Below are 19196 nucleotides of genomic sequence, written 5' to 3' on the forward strand. Positions count from 1 at the left end.
TGTCGATCAGGGTTTTGTGTGAGGCCACCTGAGCGGAGAAGCCCCCGCCCAGGTGTGCTGCTACAGGCGGGCAAAGTGCGTGTTGGCGATCTGGCGTGACACAGGTCCACGCCAGACCGCGTCATGCTCAGGCTGACCCTGTTGCCATTGCTGGCCGTGATAGCGATCTACGGCACGTTTGAGGTGCGCTGCGCTGAACTGCTCGAAGGGGGTCTCCAGGCCCCGGTAGTGAAAGTGAACGTACCACAGCACGGGCGAGCCGTTGGCGCGGGTATCCAGCACCTCGTACTCTTGCAGGTAGTCGCGTTCATTAAGCCTCTGGCGCGTGCCCACGCGGCGTATCTCGACCTGCTGCTGTTCAATCAGGTAGCTCAAGTGGGCCTCATTGGGTTGAGCACCTTGTTTGACCTGTTCAATCCGCAGGGTCCGGCCTTCGTTGCGCAGGGTACTGGCTTCGGCGCGCAGGCGGGCCGGCTCGGTCGCAGTCGGTTGCAACTGCTGCAATCGGTTGGCGTAACGCTCAAGGTCCTCGGCCTTGATGGTCATCATGTGTTCGACGTCCACGGGCAGCATGCCTTGGCGCTGGTAGCGCTGGATCTGGTGGCGGTAGGCGGGTAGATCGGATAACGCCTGGTTGGCTACCTGCTTGAGGTCTTGCAGTTCATGGGGACGTGCGGGCCGGTTGGTTGGCAGTTGGCGCCAACGTTCACCGTCGGCCGAGAAGCGGTTGAGCACAGTGCCGTCATCCCTGTGAATGATAATTTGCGCGGGATGGGCTGTGGTTGCAGGCTGATAGTCGCCGACATGCCAATGCCCGGTGGTGTCGAGGAATAACCTCGGGCTGCGCGAGGCCCCACCGGTTACTGGCTGCCGTGGCAAGCGCTTGAGTTGGGTGTCCGATATCGCCATGAGCGCATCCAGATTGTCGTAGAGCCGCTTGAGGTACGCCTCGTCGAACAGCGCCGGGAAGCTTGCATGGGTGCTTTGCAAGCGTCGCTTGTACTGCCCGTGGACGGTACGAGCCTGTTCATAGATGGCCCGCCTTTGCTGGGCGTTGACGGAAACCTCCTGCAGGCCAACCAGTGTATTACGGCTACGGTGGATGCTGTCTTCAAACTCGATGAGACCCTCAAGAAGGTATTCAGCCACCACTGTTGCAGCGTTATGGCGCAATGCAGCTGTCATCAGGTGGAAGGTGTCGAAGAATGACTTGAAGTCTTTGTTCAGGTGCTGCTGGTATCCCTCAACGGACCTCTGTAGCGTCGGGTCGCGTTCGGCCCTTGGGAACCATGTGTCCAGTTCATCCATCTCCTTGAACATCTCATCCCGCTCCTTGAGGTGCTGGACGGCTTTCTGTCGCCATTGCTGCAACAGCGGCAACCGCTCGGCCAACCCCTCCCTCAGCAACATCGCTGCGTGCAACTGGGCCATTTCCACCAGGCGGGCGCGAGCGCGAATCGCCCGCTGTTCGATCACATTGATCAGCCGCTCGCAGATCAGTTTGGCCGAACGGGCTTTTTGCGTTTTCGGCGTTACTTGATCCCTGCGCACGCTGATTTTCAGGAGTTCGTCCCAGGACTGGTAGCTTTGCTTGGCCAGCCTGATGTCGTTGAGAAAGTGCGCTTCCAGTTGTGCAGAGGAGGCGGAGCGCTCGGTAAGTGCATTGCTGCGCTTTAGCGATGCGATCACATTCGCTTCGTCTGCAAAGGCCTTGTCGGTTATCCGGCGTTGCTGGCGATACTGTTGGTCGACCAGAAAACGTGGCAGTTGGTCACGTATCGCAGCGGGCCAGTAAGGGTTCAGCTGATCGGCCAGCCGCCCGAAGATTTGTCCGCCACCTGAGCCACCGCCCCGCAGGTGAACGCCATACAGCGCGAAGTGGGTGTCCCACAGGCCGTTCTCATCCAGCGCGATGGCACGTTTCCATGTCTTGCTTGCAGAGCCCTTCAGGCGCCAGGTATGAGCGGTTGAATCCCACTCCACCTGATACGGCTGGTGTTCGATCAGGACGAAATCGCCCTCAGCATGCCGGTAAACGCCTTGGTAACGCCCCTGCGCACCCGGTGACATGCCATCCAGGGTGATCGCCTGAGGGTGTTCATACCCGGCAAAACGTCTGGCGCGTTGAAGGGCATCAACCTCCACTTGCAGGCGCTGGGGCGTCGTTCTGCGAAACGTACGTAGCTGGCGCTGACGCAGAGTGAGCACATTGACGCCGACGCCGGTCGCGACATCCATCGCCGCGTCGATGACCGCCAGCAAGACATCATTGAGGGCTTCGAGCCCTTCGATAATCTTGTTTTGGGTAAAGGCGTTGACCGCTCGTGCCGCAGAATCGAAAAAGTCATAAATCCCGATCGCGGTGCCAAGAAAGGGCACCAGGCCCAGCACGATCTTCAGGTACGTAAAGATCATTGTGCTCTGCTGGGTGAAGTTTTCCAGCCACAGCTCGTCATTTGAGCGTGTCGTAGTCCGATGCGCCCGTATGACGCGGCCCATCTGCGCTTTTAACAGGTGCTCGGGCAGGGAGGTAGTTGCTGGCCAGGCGCCGCCGATGCCAATGATGCCCGAGTAAGCGTTGGTATGAGCTTGCCGTATACGGCTGCTGTGCGCGCGCGGATCGCCGAGTAGAGCGCGACCTGCGAGGTAGTCGGCCTCACCCGCTTGTTTACTGCGTTCGTACAGGCTGAGCCTGGCGGCCTCCAGGCTTGCGTATTGGGTCAGGGGAGTGGTCGAGTGTTCGGGCAGATACAGCAGCGTGATGCCAGATGTGCGGTCCTCTATGAAGGTGATGCCTGAAAGGGCAGCCGGGCGGTCTTCGGTGTCCGGGCCGCCTGCGGTCAGCGTCGCGGCCAGCAGCTGGATGTCGTGTCCTTGTGCCTGATAGGCGGCACGGGAGCTTGCCGCTATGGCGATCTCCAGGATGGCAAGGCCTTGGGTGTCCAGTGTGCCCTTCCCACGCAGCAGCAGGCCCTGCATGCGCAGCATTGATGCATAAGGCGCAGTCAGGCACTCGCGGCGAAATTCGGCAACGAAGGGGCTATCGTTCAGCCCTTGATACGCGGCGAGAATCTGCGTTTCGTAGGCCTTTGCGAGGTCAAGGTCTTTGGTAAGCGTCTCCAGATACTGTCGTGTGACCCCGGTTGTCATGCTGTGTAGCAGTGCAGCGTCGTTTGTCGCCAGTTGCAGTTTCAGGTAGTTCAGCCGCCTGCCCATGGTTTCGTCGATGTTTTCCAGCAACAGCGTTTCAAGGCTCAGCGTTTCACGCTCTCGGCTGGGCCGGTAGACTTTTTTTGTCACTGATCCTGGGGTTCCCCCCGTAACGATTTCGGTGACCAGGTCGACCCTGAGGGGCACGTCCAGGCCGATATAGCAGTTGTCGTAGCCAGGGAAGTCGTGTTTCAGGCGTTGCCTGATGAGGGGGCGGCAGAATGCCTGGCAGTCCAGCAGGTCTTTGCTCAGCAGGGCTTCTGATCGCTTTACTGCTTCGATGTATTGAGGAACGATACGGCCAAGTGCCTGGCACGTGGCGAGCGGTAGTTTGCTCAGCCGTGTGGCGCTTGCAGTGGCCAGGCTCACTACCTGATGCTGCTCACGCACAAGGTCAAGTGCCACTTCTCGCGCCGTATGGCGAGGGGGCTGCAGACGTTGTTGGAGCACTTCCTTTAGGCGTGGCAGTTCGGTGGCTAGCGCATCCAGACCTTGGTCATTTTGTATCTGCTGCTTTTCTGCGCGCACGCCTATAAGCGTGGCGTTAAGCATTTGGGTAAGTACATCGCCTTTGATTTGCCGCAGTTCCACTGACTGGTGCTCGGCGGTCGCACCGAGGCAAGTTGCAAGGGCCAGATGGTTTTCGCAGAGCAGCAGCCCGCCCTGTGTACCAGGCCAGTACAGCAAGAACGGACCATCGGCTGTGGCAGCCAATGTTGCTTGGGAGGTGACCAGCAGGATTTGGCGCAGTGATTCTTCACCTGCGCTGTCGCCGAATTCGGCATGGGCTTGCTGCTTGATCAACGGATAGGCGGCGACCACATCGCTGCCTGCTTGAGGAAAAAGCTCACCTTGATCCAGCATGCGCTCAATGGCGTTCAGCTGTGCCGTTGTAATCTGCCCCAGCAGTCGCTGAGCCTGTGCATGAATGCGCAGGCTCTGGCGGTGGGCGTCGATCAAGGCAGGGTTGATGGGCGGTACAACAGCGCCCGAGTGCCAGCGTGGCGATTGCAACAGGGCATTGATAGCTTGCCTGGCGTGTTCGCCTTGTACCTGCAAGTCAGTTTCAAGCTGCTCCAACTGCTTGGCGTCGGTATCGCTCAAGGCCTCTATCAGCTGCATCTGGATGTCGACCTGACGTGAGCCTGCGAGGCTCGAAACTTCAGCACCCAAGCTGCCCATGTCGAACAGCGACAGCGGCGCAGCAGCGTCAATGGCCTCTGGCAGCAGGTCGGCCGGGTTGGCGAAGACTATTTGCGGGGTGGCGAGCGTTGCTTGATGCTCGGTTTCAAGCAGGTCATCGAGTAGAGCGCCAAGCCCGTCTGCCACGTCGTCTAGCGGGCGATAACGGATCGCTTCGGTGCTCGTCGGCAGGTGATGCTCCAGTTCTACGCGCGTGGCATGGCTGCTGAAGGCCGCAGCACGTCCGGGCAGATACAACACCAGCGCCTCTTCGTCTTGGATGCTGAATACCAAAGCACCTGAACCGCAAGCGGGTGATTCAATCAGAATCTGTTTGCCATCGATCTTCTTCCATTCAGGGTCGTCGAGCACACCAGTGACAGGCCGCAACTGCACGTCGGTCAGTTCATTGGCGGCCAGTGACAAGGTCAGCGCCGAATCGAAATAGCCAACGTACTGAGCCCGGGCATGGTGCTGGCGGCTTAACGAAGTGCCCTCGGCCCGGCCTTGCCAATAGGTCGCCCACTGTTGGCCTGTGGCTGCAGGCCTTGGCGCCGTGTTGAGCAGCTCATGGAGCGTTGCCCGCGTGCGCTTGCAGCGGCTTATTGCGGCAAGTGTCGAGCGTGTCAGCGGTAGCTGGCGTGCGGGTATGAGCGGGGTGGTGATAACGGAGGGCAGGTCGTCGGTCATTGGGCTTCCCGTGATGCAAGCAAGGCCGTAAGTGGTATCGCTATTAGAGGAGGCACCCTGAAAGCACGTGCGGTAGATAACTAGTGCCTGTACCGCTGGGCGAGGTTCATGAAATTGTCATTGAACTGTGGCAGCGCGCTTGAATGGTTTTCATCAAACTCGCGCTCTACTGGGGATCTGCATTCTGGTGTTTCTTTCATGCGGGCTTTTTTGCTGTTTTTCTTCTTTCTTGTCAGTGTGCCGGCAAGCTTCGCCGATCAGCGTTGTGACGTGCACGCGGCGGTTCAACGGGCGGACCTGGGGGGCTTGAGCCTGGTTTACCAGAGCGTCGGTGCGCCGCGAGACCCTGCATTGCTGCTGGTCATGGGCCTGGGAGGGCAACTGATCCACTGGCCGGACGATGTGGTCGAGGCCTTGTGCCGCCAGGGTTTTCGAGTCATTCGCTATGACAACCGCGATGTCGGTCTGTCGCGCTGGAACCAGCCGCCACCCTCGGCCAACCTGACGCTTGAGCTGCTGCGCTACAAGCTCGGCCTGCCGGTTGCCGCGCCCTACACGCTCACCGACATGGCGGGTGACGGGCTGGGGCTGATGGACGCACTGGGTATACGTCAGTTTCATGTGCTGGGTGTCAGCATGGGCGGGATGATCGCACAGCATCTGGCGGCCATGGCGCCGGAACGGGTGCGTAGCCTGACGCTGGTGATGTCCAGCTCTGGCGCGGCAGGCCTGCCGGCACCGGACCCTGCGCTGGTGCAGTTGCTGGCACGGCGCAGTGCGCCGAATCGCGAGGTGGCCATCGAACAGCAGGCCGACCTGCTGGCGGCACTGGGCAGCCCACAGGTACGTGACGATCGGGCCGCTTTGTTGCAACAGGCCGCAGTGGCCTATGACCGGGCGTTCAACCCCGATGGCGCCAAGCGCCAGATCATGGCGATTATCGCCGAGGCAAGCCGGGTGGAGTTGCTTAATCAGTTGCGCGTACCGACCCTGGTGGTGCATGGCACGGCCGACCCGTTGTTGCCGGTGATGCATGGGGTGCACCTGGCGGCGCATATCCAGGGCAGCCAGCTGCGCTTGATACCGGGCCTGGCGCATCGCTTCCAGGAACCGTTCAAGGGGCCGTTGCTGGGGGCGGTGCTGCCGTATCTGCAGTCACATCGGCAGGATGTCACGCATATCGCAGGTCTGTGAGATTTGCGTTGGCTTCTTCGCGGACAAGCCCGCTCCCACAGGATAGCGACGCCGACTTTTCACCCCAGCCCGTACTTTTTCACTTTGTCGAACAGCGTGGTCTTGGCCATGCCCAGTTCCTGGCTGGCCTGGCTGAGGTTGCCGCCGGTGCGTTGCAAGGCATCGCTGAGCAGATTGCGTTCGAAAGCCTCCACGGCCTCGGAAAAGCCCAGCCCTTGGCTGGCACCGCCACTGGGGCCCTTCTTGAAGGCGGGCAGGCCCAAGGCATAGCGCTCGGCAACGTTGCGCAGTTCACGCACGTTACCCGGCCAATCGTGGGCCATCAAACGCGACAGGGTCTGGCTGTCGAGCGTTGGCGTTTCACGGTCGAAACGCAGGGCCGATTGCTGCAGGAAGTGCTCGAACAGCTGCAGGATGTCTTCGCGGCGTTCGCGCAGTGGCGGCAACTCCAGCGTTACGACGTTCAGCCGGTAGTACAGGTCGCTGCGAAACTGCCCGTTCTGGCCCATGGCATCGAGGTCGGCCTTGGTCGCGGCGATCACCCGGCAATCCACTGCAATGCTCTGGTTCGAGCCCAGCCGTTCCAGGGTGCGCTCCTGTAATACGCGCAGCAGTTTGATCTGCAGATTGATCGGCATGCTCTCGACCTCGTCGAGGAACAGCGTGCCACCGTTGGCGTGCTCGATCTTGCCGATGCGGCGTTTGCCCGCACCGGTGAAGGCGTTGGCCTCGTGGCCGAAGATCTCGCTCTCGAACAGGTTCTCGGGCAGGCCGCCGCAGTTCAGTGCCACGAAGGGCTGCCCTTGGCGGCGGCTGAAGTCGTGCAGGCAACGGGCGACCAGCTCCTTGCCGGTACCGGTCTCGCCTTCGATCAGTACGTTGGCTGAGGTGTCGGCCACGTTGGCGATCAACTCACGCAGATGCTCCATGCCGGCCGAGCGGCCAATGATGCGACCCTCCAGGCTGCTCTGTTCGGCCAGTTGGCGGCGCAGGGCAACCACTTCTCGGGACAGGCCGCGATGCTCCAAGGCGCGGCGCACCACGTCGACCAGACGCTCTGGCGAGAAGGGTTTCTCCATGAAGTCGTAGGCGCCATTGCGCATCGCGCCGACCGCCATGTCGATATCGCCGTGGCCGGTGATCAGCACCACCGGCAGGCTGCGGTCACGTGCCTTGAGGCGGGTGAGCAGCTCAAGGCCATCGATGCCCGGCAAGCGGATATCGCTCACGACGATGCCGGCGAAGTCGTCGCCGATGCGTTCCAGGGCCAGCTCGGCGCTGCCGACACCTTCGCAGGCGATGTCTTCCAGGGCCAGTGCCTGCTGGCAGCCGAGCAGCACATGCGGGTCGTCTTCGACAATCAGGACGGTGAGAGGCGCTTGGTTCATGAGTGCTCTGCCGATTCGCTAGGGGGGGATACCAGGGGCAGGACAAGCACAAAGGCCGTGCCGCCACTGACAGGATGCTCGACGTTCAGGCTGCCCCTGGCGGCGGCGGCGAGGCTCGCCGACAGGGTCAGGCCCAGGCCCAGGCCGTGTTCGCCCGGTTTGGTGGTGAAGAAGGGCTCGAACAGGTGCTTGCGCGCCTCGGCGTCGATGCCATGGCCATTGTCACGGACCCGCAGACGATACTTGTCGCCCTGCAGTTCGCCTTCGAGCCATAGCTCTGGCAGGGGCTGGGTGGCCATGGCGTCGAGGGCGTTGCCGATCAGGTTGACCAGTATCTGCTCCAGGCGGGTCTGGTCGATGGCCAGGTGCTGGTCTTCGAATTCGTTGTGCAACTGCAAATGGCAGCTGCTGATGCGGTTAGCCAGCACCTGCAAGGAGGCTTCCACGGCCTTGGCCAGCGACGCCTGGCCACTGTCGTCGCCGCGGCGGGCGAATGATCGCAGGCTGGCGGTGATACGGCCCATGCGATCGATCAGGTCGTTCATGGTGCGCAGGTTGGTGCTGGCGGTTTCCAGCGCGCCGCGTTCGAGGAAGCGCACGGTGTTGCCCGACAGTGTGCGCAGCGCGGCCAGGGGCTGGTTGAGTTCGTGGGCGATGCTCGTGGACATCTGCCCAATGGCGGCCAGCTTGCCCGCCTGCACCAGCTCATCCTGGGCGTGGCGCAGGGTCTGCTCGGCATGCCGGCGCTCGCGGATCTGCCCCTTGAGCCGCTCGTTGCTGGCGCGCAGGTCGGCGGTGCGTTCGGTGATACGCCGTTCGAGCTGGCTGTTGGCTTCCTGCAGCGCCTCGCGCGCGGCCAGGCGGGTGGCGATGACCTTGCGGCGTTCATTCCAGGCGATACCCAGAATCGCCAGCAGGGCGAATGCCACCCCAACGAGGATGCCTTGCACCATGGATTCGCGGCGCAGGTCCTGCAACGGGGTCAGCAGGGTGAAGTTCCACGGGGTATCGGCCAGGCGACGGGTTTGGGCCAGGTAGGTCACTTCATGGGCCTTGCCTTGAGCCGTTTCGCTGTTGGCCGGGAAGGTCAGTTTCTCGACGCCATCGGCCAGGGTTTCCCGGGCCAGCGGCTGCAGCTCGTTCAACGGCCACCAGTAATACTGCAGGCTGCGCGCCAGGCGCTCCTTGATTTGCGGGGTTAGCGGGCGCACCGACTTCAGGCGTCGCGCCGGGTCGCTGGAGAGGATGATGATGCCATTTTCGTCGCTGACGAAGGCTTCCAGACGGGCACGCTGCCAGCGCTCCTCAAGGGTGTCCAGGCGCACCTTGATCACCGCAACGCCTATGATCTTGCCGTGTTCTTCCAGCCCGTGGGCCAGGTAGTAGCCGGCCTCGCCGGTGGTGCTGCCGATGCCGTAGAAGCGCCCGGGTTCGCCGCGCACGGCAGTCTGGAAATAGGCCCGGAACGACAGGTCTTCGCCAAGGAACGAATCGGCATCGCGCCAGTTGCTGGTGGCCTGCACCCGGCCATTGGTGTCGAGGACGAAGATTGCCCGGCTGCGGCTGCGTCGGTTGAGGCCTTCGAGGTATTCGTTGACGACCTGGCGGGAGCCGCCATCAGCGTCGGTAAGCAGGTGCGAAACGCTGTCTTCAAGCTCCAGCAGGCTGGGCAGGTAGGTGTATTTGCTGATCTCGCTCTCGACCGTGCGCGCGTGCAGCTCCAGTTGACGTTCGCCGTTTTCGCTCAGGTTGCGGATGCCATTGCTTTCGCTGACCAGGTAACCGGCCATGCCGAGGCCGACCATCAGCAGGATGATCAGGGGGGGAAGCAGCAATTGACGGATCAGGCGGGAATTCACGGCAGGTCTGGCAGGGAGCGGTAGAGAAGGGTCGCATTTCATCACAGTGGCCTTGTCACGACCAGCATCCGCTGCCCGATGGGGGCGGGCAGAGGATGCTGAGGCCGACTTAGTGTTGCAGGATCTTGCTGAGGAAGTGCTGGGTACGTTGGTCGCGGGCGCTCTGGTCACCGAAGAACTCTTCTTTGGTGCAGTCTTCGATGATGCTGCCCTTGTCCATGAAAATGACCCGGTTGGCGACCTTGCGGGCGAAGCCCATCTCGTGGGTCACGCACATCATGGTCATGCCTTCGTGGGCCAGCTGTACCATCACATCCAGCACCTCGCTGACCATTTCCGGGTCCAGTGCGGAGGTAGGTTCGTCGAACAGCATGACGATGGGGTCCATGGCCAGGGCGCGCGCAATCGCCACGCGCTGCTGCTGGCCGCCGGAAAGTTGGCCGGGGTGTTTCTTGGCGTGTGCACTGAGGCCGACGCGCTCAAGCAGGGCCAGGCCTTTTTTGCTGGCCTCCGCCTCGCTGCGGCCGAGCACCTTGCGCTGGGCGATGGTCAGGTTCTCGGTGATGGTCAGATGCGGGAACAGCTCGAAGTGCTGGAACACCATGCCGACCCGCGAACGCAGCTTGGGCAGGTTGGTCTTCGGGTCGGCAATCGAGGTGCCATCGACCACGATGTCGCCCTTCTGGAACGGCTCCAAGGCGTTGACGCATTTGATCAGGGTAGATTTGCCCGAGCCCGATGGGCCGCACACCACTACCACTTCACCCTTCTTGACCTCGGTGCTGCAGTCGGTCAGTACCTGGAAGTCGCCGTACCACTTGTTGACGTTCTTGATGGAAATCATACGGTGATCCTTTTTTGCAGGCGCTTGACCAGCCACGAAGCGGAGAAGCTGATGATGAAGTAGACAACCCCGGCGAAGATCAGGAACTCATGGGAGCGCCCGATGATATCGCCGTTGGAGCGAGCCGAGTTGAGGAAGTCGACCAGGCCCACGGTGTATACCAGCGAGGTGTCCTGGAACAGGATGATGCTCTGCTGCAGCAGCAGTGGGGTCATCTTGCGGAAGGCCTGGGGCAGGATGATCAGGCGCATGGTCTGCGCGTAGTTCATACCCAGCGCTTGCGCGGCGCCCATCTGCCCTTTGGAGATCGACTGCACACCGGCGCGGACGATTTCGCAGAAGTACGCGGCCTCGAACATCATGAAGGCGACCACGCATGAGGTGAACGCACCGACCGGGGTGTCCTCGCCGGTGATCCAGCGCAGTACGAACGGCACCGCCAGGTAGAACCAGGTGATCACCAGCAGCAGCGGGATCGAGCGGAAGTAGTTGACGTAAGCGCCCGCCACCCGCGACAGCAGCTTGCTCGACGACAGGCGCATCAGCGCCAGGATGGTGCCGAGTGCGATACCGCCGACCACGCCCATGACCATCAGTTGCAGGGTCATGACCATACCGTCCCACAGGGCAGGCAGGGCCGGGATGATTTCGCTGAAATCCATCTCCATTTACTTGCCTCCTACAGAAATCAGGCCGGGTACGGCGACTTTCTTCTCGACCATGCGCATGAGCAGCATCAGGCCCATGTTCAGGGTGAAGTAGATCAGCGTGGCCAGGGTGAACGCCTCGAACAGGTTGGCGGAGAACTCAGCCGTCTGTTTGGTCTGCGCCAACAGCTCCATCAGGCCGATCAGCGACGCCACCGAGGAGTTCTTGAACACGTTGAGAAACTCGGAGGTAAGCGGCGGAATGATGATCCGGTAGGCTTGCGGCAGCAGCACGTTGGTGTAGATCTGCGGCAGGCTGAAGCCCATGGCGCGGGCGGCGGCTTCCTGGCCGCGGGGCAGCGCCTGGATGCCGGTGCGCACCTGTTCGCAGACACGGGCGGCGGTGAACAGGCCCAGGCAGATGACCACGCTGATCAGTGCCGAGGTAGTCGGGTTGAGGTCCTGCTTGAACCATTCCTGCAGGCCTTCGGGCAGCAGGTCTGGCACCAGGAAGTACCAGATGAACAGCTGCACCAGCAGCGGTACGTTGCGGAACAGCTCGACATAGGCAGTGGCGATGCCTGATACCAGGCGATTCGGCACGGTACGCATGACACCGAGCACCGACCCCAGCAGCAGCGCGACGATCCAGGCAGTGATGGCGATGGCGATGGTCCAGCCCAGGCCGGTGATGTACCAGTCCAGATAGGTTTCGCTGCCCACGCCGGTGGACTTGAAGAACACGCCCCAGTCCCAGTTGTAATTCATCGGGATTTCCCCTCAGACGGTTGTTTCACGGGCACCTTCCAGCATCCGGGGGCGCTTGGCGCCCTCGGATGAAAGGTTAGACACTAATGAGTGGCCTGCAGAATTGATTCGTGCTCGTGAGCACCAGGCCACTATTTGCTGAGGGTTAGGACTTCTTCTCGTCCGCGGCCTTGTCGGTCGGCTCGGCGATCAGTTTTTTCAGCTCGTCGCTCATCGGGAACTGCAGGTTCAGGCCCTTCGGTGGGATCGGCTGATTGAACCACTTGTCGTAGCTCTTGTTGACCTCGCCCGACTTGAAGTAGGCAACGATGGCGTCGTCGACCGCTTTCTTGAACGCAGCGTCTTCTTTGCGCACCATGCAACCGTAGATTTCGTATGACTGTGGAGTACCGGTGATGGTCCAGTCTGCGGGTTTGCGCGCCTTGGCCATTTCACCGGCCAGCAGGGCGTCGTCCATCATGAAGGCCACGGCGCGGCCGCTTTCGAGCATGTTGAAGGCTTCACCGTGGTCCTTGGCGGAAATCACGTTCATCTTCATCTGCTTGTCGGCGTTCATCGCCTTGAGGATGCGCTCGGAGGTGGTACCGGCAGTGGTTACCACGTTCTTGCCAGCCAGGTCCGGGAAGTCTTTGTATGCTGGCTGACCGTCCTTGAGCTTGGTCAGCAGGCGCGTGCCGACTTCGAAGATACCGACCGAGAAGCCGACTTGCTGTTGGCGCTCGACGTTGTTGGTGGTGGAGCCGCATTCCAGGTCAACGGTGCCGTTCTGCACCAGCGGGATACGGGTCTGGGAGGTGACGAGGTTGTAGCGGACCTTGATGTCGGTGCCCAGTTGCTTTTTCAGCGCGTCGACCACGGCCAATTGGATGTCATGGGAGTAGCCGACGGGTTCAGGCTTGCCTGCCAGGTAGGAAAACGGAATGGATGAGTCACGGTGCCCCAGTGTGATGGTGCCCGAGTCCTTGATCTTCTTCAGGGTGCCGGTCAGCTCCTCGGCCATGACGGGCGAAGCGATGACTGCAGCCGCGATAGCGGCGCCCAGCAATTGACGAACGATACGCATCAAATTTTCCTCGACGTGTTTGTTTTTTTTATGGAGCCGTTGGCGGACTCTTTCGTTCAACGAATACAGCATGAAGCGATGTGCATTCGGCTTCCAAGTGTAGAGCATGAGTCGTGCCAAGCTCTGACATTGATCATAACGCCCCGGAAAAAGGCGCAACGGAGTATTTTTTGCTGAGTGGAAGGTGATTTTTTCGATCGGCTTTCCGAATGCGTGGCCTGGTTGCGTTCGGTTATCCGAACGGATTGTTGTCTGCCAGCCCTTGAGAAATATCTACCACTCTTTTGAAAGGGGCCTGAGGGACGCTCGCTTTTTTCAAGAGATGAGCCAATGAGCACTGCAGACAGCAAACTGTTTCCTCCTGCATCGGTGGACGCCCTGATCGCCAGGCAGATGCCAGATTGGGTCAAGACCACTTCCAGCGAGTCACTTCAGCAGTTGCACCAGGCGTTGAAGCGGGAGCAGAAGGCAGCCGAGAAGCTCAGGCGGGTGCTCGCGAGCATTCCGGGGCTTGGTGCCTTTGCACAACCCTTGCTTGAGGAGCAGTTGCACAAAAACTTCAACATCAAAGTGGAGTGCCGGACTGCGCTGCTGTGCATGGTGGTGAGCAGGGAGTTCCCAAGCATTTTCCCTCTTCCGCCCATCGTGCGTACGGTGCGCACGTCGTTCATCCCGCTGTTATCGGCGGCACTGCATAATTTTGCCTTGGAGGAGCTGGATGCTCGGCCGCGCGTGCGCCGAAAGCTCGAGCGCGCATCGGGTACACCTTTGGCGATCTCATTTGTGCAGTTCGCCAAACTGTGCCGCGAGCTGGATATTGGTGCGCGCTATCAGGTGCTGTTGCGTGAGCATTTGTTACCCGCTGATGCCAAAGGGGATTCCCCAGGTCAGCGTCGAAAGCACGTCGAGGCGTTGATTGAGGAGTCGACGCGCGCCGCAATGGAAGCAGCCGTGCGTTATGCAGCAGTCAAGGGCCAGATTGACGAAAGCAGCTATCTGCAGATGTTGAGGGTTTTCACCGCCAAAGCAATCGTGCCTGCAGACACATCAGTACTCAAGTATCGCCAGCTGTACGTACTGGGCAAGACGGTGCAAGGGGTGGTAGCCGTTGAAGCCTGGGATGAGAAGCGCTTCACGTTGCTCAACCTTGTGGTCTGGATACCGGGTGATCCCGTGCAGGCGGTAAGGCAATTCGCCTCCTGGGCGGCGCTCTATCAAGCGCTCGGGCTCAATTTGCGAAACCCAGACTACCGCCAGTTCTTCAGCAGGTTCATTGCCGAGAAGGACCGCGTCGCGTTTCTGATGACCCTCGACCGCTTGCTGTCGGCCACCAAAGCAGGCCGGGCGTTGGAACTTGATGGCCGTCACGTCCAGATCGGCGGTCCCCTCTTTATGTACCTGCGTGCCCGGTGGATTCAGAAAATCCTTGATGATGCACAAGCGTTGGCCGTACCGACCGGGGTCGAGGACGCAGCGTCCCGCAGGGAACGGTTGACCGGTTACGAGAATGTCGGCCTGACAGTGCTGGGGCTGGCAGGGCTGTTCGTCCCTGTGTTGGGGGAGGTGATGCTTGGGATCACGGCGTTGCAGATTGCTGGCGAGGTCTATGAAGGCTATGAGGACTGGCAGATAGGCGATCGTGAAGCGGCGCTTGGGCATTTGTTTTCGGTGGCAGAAACACTGGCAGTGGGCGCAGTAGTGGGCGGTGTTTCGGTTGCGGGGGGCAAGGTGCTTGAACGTATAGCCTTTGTCGATGACCTGACACCCGTTATTGACGGTGCCCGCGTAAAGCTGTGTTCCGACGACCTGTCGCCGTACAGGACTGTGCATGAGGGTGAGCATTTCGTGGGTCAGATTCACCCGGATGAAACAGGCTGGCATCTGCACCAACAGGAAGGCACTTACCCGGTGGCCCGTTCAGATGACGGAACGCAATTGCAGTTACGTCACCCCTCACGTGACACCCGTTATCGTCTTCCACTTGAGCGCACAGCAGCTGGCAGCTGGCGGCACGCGCTGGAACATCCAGAGACCTGGGCAGAAGACCTGCTGCTTCTGCGACGGCTGGATGATGCGTATGCCGGTGTCACTGAGCAGCAGGCCACTGCCGTGCTCGAATGCACAGGGTTCGATGAATCGCGATTGAGGCAGCTGCACCTGGAGAACGCGCCTGTGCCTGCACGGCTGGCGGACGCCATGGAGCGCTACCGGCTGCATGAAACGTCCCCCGACACGACAGGCGATAGCTTCGAACGAATGATCACTGCGTCCCAGGAAGCTGAAGACACACAAGGCACGCTGCTAAGGCGCGATTTTCCGGGGCTCACTGTGCGGGGAGCGAAGGAGATATGCCGCCAAGTCAGTAGTGATGAGCTGATGCAGCTTGAGGCCACGGGCAAAGTCCCGTTGGGCATGGCGGAACGAGTGCGCTGGTTTTTGCGGGACAGTCGCCTGGATCGCGCTTGCGCCGGTCTGCGACAGTGGCAGGCTGTCAACGAGGACACGGAAAAGCTTGCCCTCGGTTTGGTGCAGGCGCTGGCAGCATGGCCCGATTCGCTCCGTGTAGAGTTGCGAGCAGGGTCCGTTGAGGGGGCTTTGGTGGGCCGTGCGGGCGCTGAATCGGCGCAGAAGGTCATCAGCCTCGTTCGCGACGAACGTACCTACAGCGTTCATCTGCCGGCTGGCTCGCAACCAGGAGCGACTGATAACGGTACGCTGATGCGGGCACTGCTGCTCACGCTCAGTGATGATCAGAAGCTTGGTCTGGGCGATGCCGCGTTGAGTGAGTCGCAATTGGTCGATAAGCTGTCGACCCATGTGCGAACGCACAGGTCATTGGCGTCAAGATTGATCGGGCAGGCGGACATTGCCGGTGGTGTGCGGCCGCCGGTACGTTTTGGCGATGGACGTATAGGTTACCCACTCAGTGGTCACGGAGAAAGCCAAGGGCAGGCGGCGAGGCGGGGGATCAGGCAGGTGTTTCCAACCCTTGATGATACCCAGGTGCAGCAGTACCTGCTGGAGCACATCGCGGAGGGTGAAGACCCATGGTCACATTATGAGGCGCTGCACCGCCAATGGACCGCGTTGCGCCAGGGATTGCAGTCTTGGCGGGCCGAATATGCCTCGGTCACCGATTACCTGCGCCGGACCCGAGTGATAAACACGATCCGGCGAAGCTGGCGGCGCAAGATTGGGCGCAGGGCCGATGGCACATACACCTTGGAAATCCGTGGCGAACGGGTGGCTGGCTTGCCAGCGCTACCGGATGAGCTCAGGTTCGATCATGTGACGCGTTTGGTGCTGCGGGATATGAACCTGCCTGCTGTCGACATTGATTTCCTCAAGCGCTTCCCGAACCTTGAATGCCTGGATCTGCGGGGTAATCGTTTGCCTTCGATTCCGTCGGGTGTCTACTCGTTGGCTCGCCTGCGCGTATTGCGGCTCGACCACAACCAGATCGTGCTTACCATTGCGGACAACTCAAGGCTGGGTAGGCTAAGCAGGCTGGAACGACTCGAACTCAATCATAATCCGCTGGGGCAGATGCCACTGGTAAGGCGTTTGCCAAACTTGCTGCAGCTGGGTTTGCGTTCAACGCAATTGGCTACTTTTCCGTCCGACATTCAGCAACTGCCCTGGCGGGGCATGGTTGATTTGCGAAACAATCAGATCCGGCAGGTCAATCAAGACCTTGAGGGGCTGCGGGTTCGCTTGGAACAGATGGCGCTGCATGAAAATCCTGTCGATGAAGCCAGTGAACGCTTGCTGCAACCGCAACCTGGCCCTTCGAGTACTGCAGCGCATGAAGCCCAGCCGAGCCCAAGTTATCGTCAGCATGTGCTTGCGCAGGCGCAAGTTTCAGATTGGCTTGTCGGCTCGACCGGTGCGCAACGGGTCATGCGCGAAACGTCCTGGGGCAACCTGCGTGGTGAAACTGGCTCGGACGACTTCTTCCGCTTCCTTACGGACTTTTCCCAATCGCCCGACTATCTGAAGTACCCGGCATTCTATCGCGCGCGCGTCTGGGCCATCATCGAGGCATGCGAGCAGAATGCCGAATTACGTGAGCTTTTGTTCGAGCAGGCAGGTGGTATTGCAACGTGTGAGGATCGGCTGCTGTGGGTATTCAGCCAGATGGAGGTCAGGGCATTGATTCATGGCCAAACCGCGGGCGCGGGAGAGATGTCGAGTGAAAGGTCGCTGTTGAGACTGGGCCGTTCGCTTTACCGGATGCAGGAGGTCGACCGGATAGCGGCGCAAAAACTGCAGCGGTTGAGGGTGCTGTTCGCGGATCAGCCGGCTCGGCTGGAGAAAATCGATGACGTCGAAACCTATCTTGCCTACCGGATCCGCCTGGCATCACCGCTGCAATTGGTTGGGCAACCGATAAGAATGCATTATGAAGCAGAGTCCCTGGTGACCGCTGCGGACATCAATGCTGCCCGGCTCGAGATTCTCCAAGGTGAAACTGACGAGCGCTTGGTCGATTCACTTGCAGGCCAGGAATTTTGGCAAGAGTACTTGCGTGCCACGTACAGCCCTCGGTTCAAACAGCTGGTCGATGCAAAACAGTCCGAATTATCACTCCTCGAAGAAAAGCTTGGCCGTGAAGAAATGACGGAGGCGGATTATCTGACCGCCTGCAATGTGCTGAAGTCGGACTTGACGCAGGAGGAGAGCGAGCTGATCAGGGCCTTGACAGCAGAGGCTTACAAGCACCAGCCGCTCTGAGCGGCCCCAAACATGTTCGCTCCCGGGAACTGACCTTGGTCAGTGCCGGGGGCATCGTCTTCAAGCGGCTCGTTCGTTTGCGTCAAGAGGCGCAGTCTGCTGCAGGTAATCACTCAGCGATTGTTGCTCGGCGATAGAGGTAAACAGGCCCAACTTGGTGCGTCGCCACAGGATATCGTCGGAAGTCACTGCCCATTCTTCGCTGCGAAGGTAATCGACTTCCCGAGCGAACAGGCCGCCGCCCAATGATTGACCCAGGCCTTCAGGCCCGCTGATGCCCTCAAGCAGGCGCCAAACCCGGCTGCCGTATGTGGTTGCCCAACGTTGCGCGATCGCTACTGGCAGCCAAGGGTGGCGTGCAACCAATTCGTCAACCAAAGTCTGGGCTGCGGTCATTTGCTCGCCTCCTGGCAGAGGGGCAGCGGCGGTCCAGCTGCCGCGCATCTGGGTGAAGAATGGCTTGAGCTCGCCCATGGCCGATTCAGCCAGTTTGCGGTAGGTAGTGAGCTTGCCGCCAAAGACCGACAGCAACGGTGCCTGGCCTTCACCGGCGGACAGCGCCAGTGTGTAGTCGCGGGTCACGGCCGAAGGGTTGTCCGATTCGTCATTGCACAGCGGGCGAACGCCGGAGTAAGTGTGCAGGATGTCGTCACGGCTGAGCTGATGGTTGAAGTGCTGGTTGACCACTTTGAGCAGGTAATCGGTTTCGCCTTCAGTGATGTTCACCTGCGCCGGGTCGCCGCTGTATTCGCGGTCGGTGGTGCCGATCAGGGTGAAACGTTCCAGATACGGGATGCAGAACACGATGCGCTGGTCTTCGTTCTGCAGGATATAGGCGTGCTCACCTTCATACAGGCGCGGGACGATGATGTGGCTGCCCTGGATCAGGCGGATGCCATACGGTGCGTCCAGCTTGAGGTCATCCTTGATGAAACTGGCCACCCAGGGGCCGGCAGCATTGACCAGGGCACGGGCACGAATCGTCTGCAGGCGACCGTCGGCATGCTGCAGTTCGACTTGCCACACGCCATCGACACGCTCGGCACGCAGGCAGCGGGTGCGAGTGACGATATCCGCACCGTTTTCGCGCGCCGCCATGGCATTGAGCACCACCAGGCGTGCGTCGTCCACGGCGCAGTCAGCATATTCGAACCCACGGGTGATGGCCGGCTTGAGCGGGTAGCCCGGGCCGAAGCGCAGGCTACGCGAAGCGCCCAGGCGCTTGCGCTTGCCCAGGTGGTCGTAGAGGAACAGGCCGGCGCGGATCATCCAGGCCGGGCGCAGGTGCGGGCGGTGAGGCAGTACGAAACGCATTGGCTTGACGATATGCGGTGCTTTGGCCAGCAGTACTTCGCGTTCTGCCAGCGCTTCGCGTACTAGACGGAATTCGTAGTGCTCCAGGTACCGCAGGCCGCCGTGGATCAGCTTGCTGCTGGCCGACGAGGTGTGCTGCGCCAGGTCGTCCTTTTCGCAAAGGAACACCTTCAGGCCGCGCCCGGCGGCGTCGGCAGCAATGCCCACACCATTGATGCCACCGCCGATCACGGCGAGGTCATAGCAGTCGGCGAGGGGTGGCTGGGACGAAACGGGCTGGGACACGGGCAAGGCCTCCTGAGG

Annotated in this window: 11 protein-coding genes; 3 read left to right on the top strand and 8 right to left on the bottom strand. The window is 60.7% G+C overall.

Annotated features, from left to right (window positions below):
• Positions 1–60 precede the first annotated feature (60 nt).
• On the bottom strand, positions 61–4170 hold the full coding sequence (locus tag OGV19_RS01725) for a DUF6543 domain-containing protein (protein WP_264311851.1): 4110 nt from the start codon (positions 4168–4170) through the stop codon (positions 61–63).
• Between OGV19_RS01725 and OGV19_RS01730 the strand changes: the two genes are divergently transcribed.
• Positions 4135–4353 carry a hypothetical protein gene (locus OGV19_RS01730; RefSeq protein WP_264311852.1) on the top strand — a complete coding sequence of 73 codons (219 nt, stop codon included), beginning with the start codon at positions 4135–4137 and terminating at the stop codon, positions 4351–4353. The genes OGV19_RS01725 and OGV19_RS01730 overlap by 36 nt on opposite strands.
• A 927-nt stretch (positions 4354–5280) precedes the next feature.
• Positions 5281–6276: an alpha/beta fold hydrolase gene (locus OGV19_RS01735; protein WP_264311853.1), complete on the top strand. Its 996-nt coding sequence runs from the start codon at positions 5281–5283 to the stop codon at positions 6274–6276.
• A gap of 59 nt (positions 6277–6335) precedes the next feature.
• Here OGV19_RS01735 and OGV19_RS01740 read toward each other — a convergent pair whose 3' ends face one another.
• The 6 genes from OGV19_RS01740 to OGV19_RS01765 all read right to left on the bottom strand — a co-directional run bounded on the left by OGV19_RS01740 (position 6336) and on the right by OGV19_RS01765 (position 12845).
• On the bottom strand, positions 6336–7664 hold the full coding sequence (locus OGV19_RS01740) for a two-component response regulator AauR (protein WP_264311854.1): 1329 nt from the start codon (positions 7662–7664) through the stop codon (positions 6336–6338).
• Entirely contained in the window at positions 7661–9565 is a 1905-nt protein-coding gene (locus OGV19_RS01745; protein ID WP_264311855.1) for a two-component sensor histidine kinase AauS, read from the bottom strand. The genes OGV19_RS01740 and OGV19_RS01745 overlap by 4 nt, the downstream gene beginning before the upstream one ends.
• Positions 9566–9632: 67 nt before the next feature.
• Positions 9633–10367: an amino acid ABC transporter ATP-binding protein gene (locus OGV19_RS01750; protein WP_264311856.1), complete on the bottom strand. Its 735-nt coding sequence runs from the start codon at positions 10365–10367 to the stop codon at positions 9633–9635.
• Entirely contained in the window at positions 10364–11035 is a 672-nt protein-coding gene (locus OGV19_RS01755; RefSeq protein WP_264311857.1) for an amino acid ABC transporter permease, read from the bottom strand. The genes OGV19_RS01750 and OGV19_RS01755 overlap by 4 nt, the downstream gene beginning before the upstream one ends.
• Positions 11036–11782 (bottom strand): amino acid ABC transporter permease, encoded by a 747-nt coding sequence (locus OGV19_RS01760; RefSeq protein ID WP_264311858.1) that lies wholly within the window; start codon positions 11780–11782, stop codon positions 11036–11038.
• A 145-nt stretch (positions 11783–11927) separates the two neighbouring features.
• On the bottom strand, positions 11928–12845 hold the full coding sequence (locus tag OGV19_RS01765) for a glutamate/aspartate ABC transporter substrate-binding protein (protein ID WP_264311859.1): 918 nt from the start codon (positions 12843–12845) through the stop codon (positions 11928–11930).
• Positions 12846–13175: 330 nt separating this feature from the next.
• Between OGV19_RS01765 and OGV19_RS01770 the strand changes: the two genes are divergently transcribed.
• The gene (locus OGV19_RS01770; RefSeq protein ID WP_264311860.1) at positions 13176–17579 is read left to right on the top strand and encodes an NEL-type E3 ubiquitin ligase domain-containing protein; all 4404 of its coding nucleotides are present in this window, start codon (positions 13176–13178) and stop codon (positions 17577–17579) included.
• Between the two features lie 60 nt (positions 17580–17639).
• Here OGV19_RS01770 and glpD read toward each other — a convergent pair whose 3' ends face one another.
• Positions 17640–19178 carry a glycerol-3-phosphate dehydrogenase gene (gene glpD / locus OGV19_RS01775; RefSeq protein WP_264311861.1) on the bottom strand — a complete coding sequence of 513 codons (1539 nt, stop codon included), beginning with the start codon at positions 19176–19178 and terminating at the stop codon, positions 17640–17642.
• Positions 19179–19196: the final 18 nt, after the last annotated feature.

This window comes from Pseudomonas putida (genome assembly GCF_025905425.1).
GTDB lineage: Bacteria > Pseudomonadota > Gammaproteobacteria > Pseudomonadales > Pseudomonadaceae > Aquipseudomonas > Aquipseudomonas putida_AF.

What these genes read in the sequence shown, in the direction of transcription:
- OGV19_RS01740 (WP_264311854.1), bottom strand. Translation starts at nt 7,664, where the DNA reads ATGAACCAAGCGCCTCTCACCGTCCTGATTGTCGAAGACGACCCGCAT.
- OGV19_RS01765 (WP_264311859.1), bottom strand. Translation starts at nt 12,845, where the DNA reads ATGCGTATCGTTCGTCAATTGCTGGGCGCCGCTATCGCGGCTGCAGTC.
- OGV19_RS01745 (WP_264311855.1), bottom strand. Translation starts at nt 9,565, where the DNA reads ATGAAATGCGACCCTTCTCTACCGCTCCCTGCCAGACCTGCCGTGAAT.
- OGV19_RS01760 (WP_264311858.1), bottom strand. Translation starts at nt 11,782, where the DNA reads ATGAATTACAACTGGGACTGGGGCGTGTTCTTCAAGTCCACCGGCGTG.
- OGV19_RS01750 (WP_264311856.1), bottom strand. Translation starts at nt 10,367, where the DNA reads ATGATTTCCATCAAGAACGTCAACAAGTGGTACGGCGACTTCCAGGTA.
- OGV19_RS01755 (WP_264311857.1), bottom strand. Translation starts at nt 11,035, where the DNA reads ATGGAGATGGATTTCAGCGAAATCATCCCGGCCCTGCCTGCCCTGTGG.
- OGV19_RS01730 (WP_264311852.1), top strand. Translation starts at nt 4,135, where the DNA reads ATGAATGCGCAGGCTCTGGCGGTGGGCGTCGATCAAGGCAGGGTTGAT.
- OGV19_RS01735 (WP_264311853.1), top strand. Translation starts at nt 5,281, where the DNA reads ATGCGGGCTTTTTTGCTGTTTTTCTTCTTTCTTGTCAGTGTGCCGGCA.
- OGV19_RS01770 (WP_264311860.1), top strand. Translation starts at nt 13,176, where the DNA reads ATGAGCACTGCAGACAGCAAACTGTTTCCTCCTGCATCGGTGGACGCC.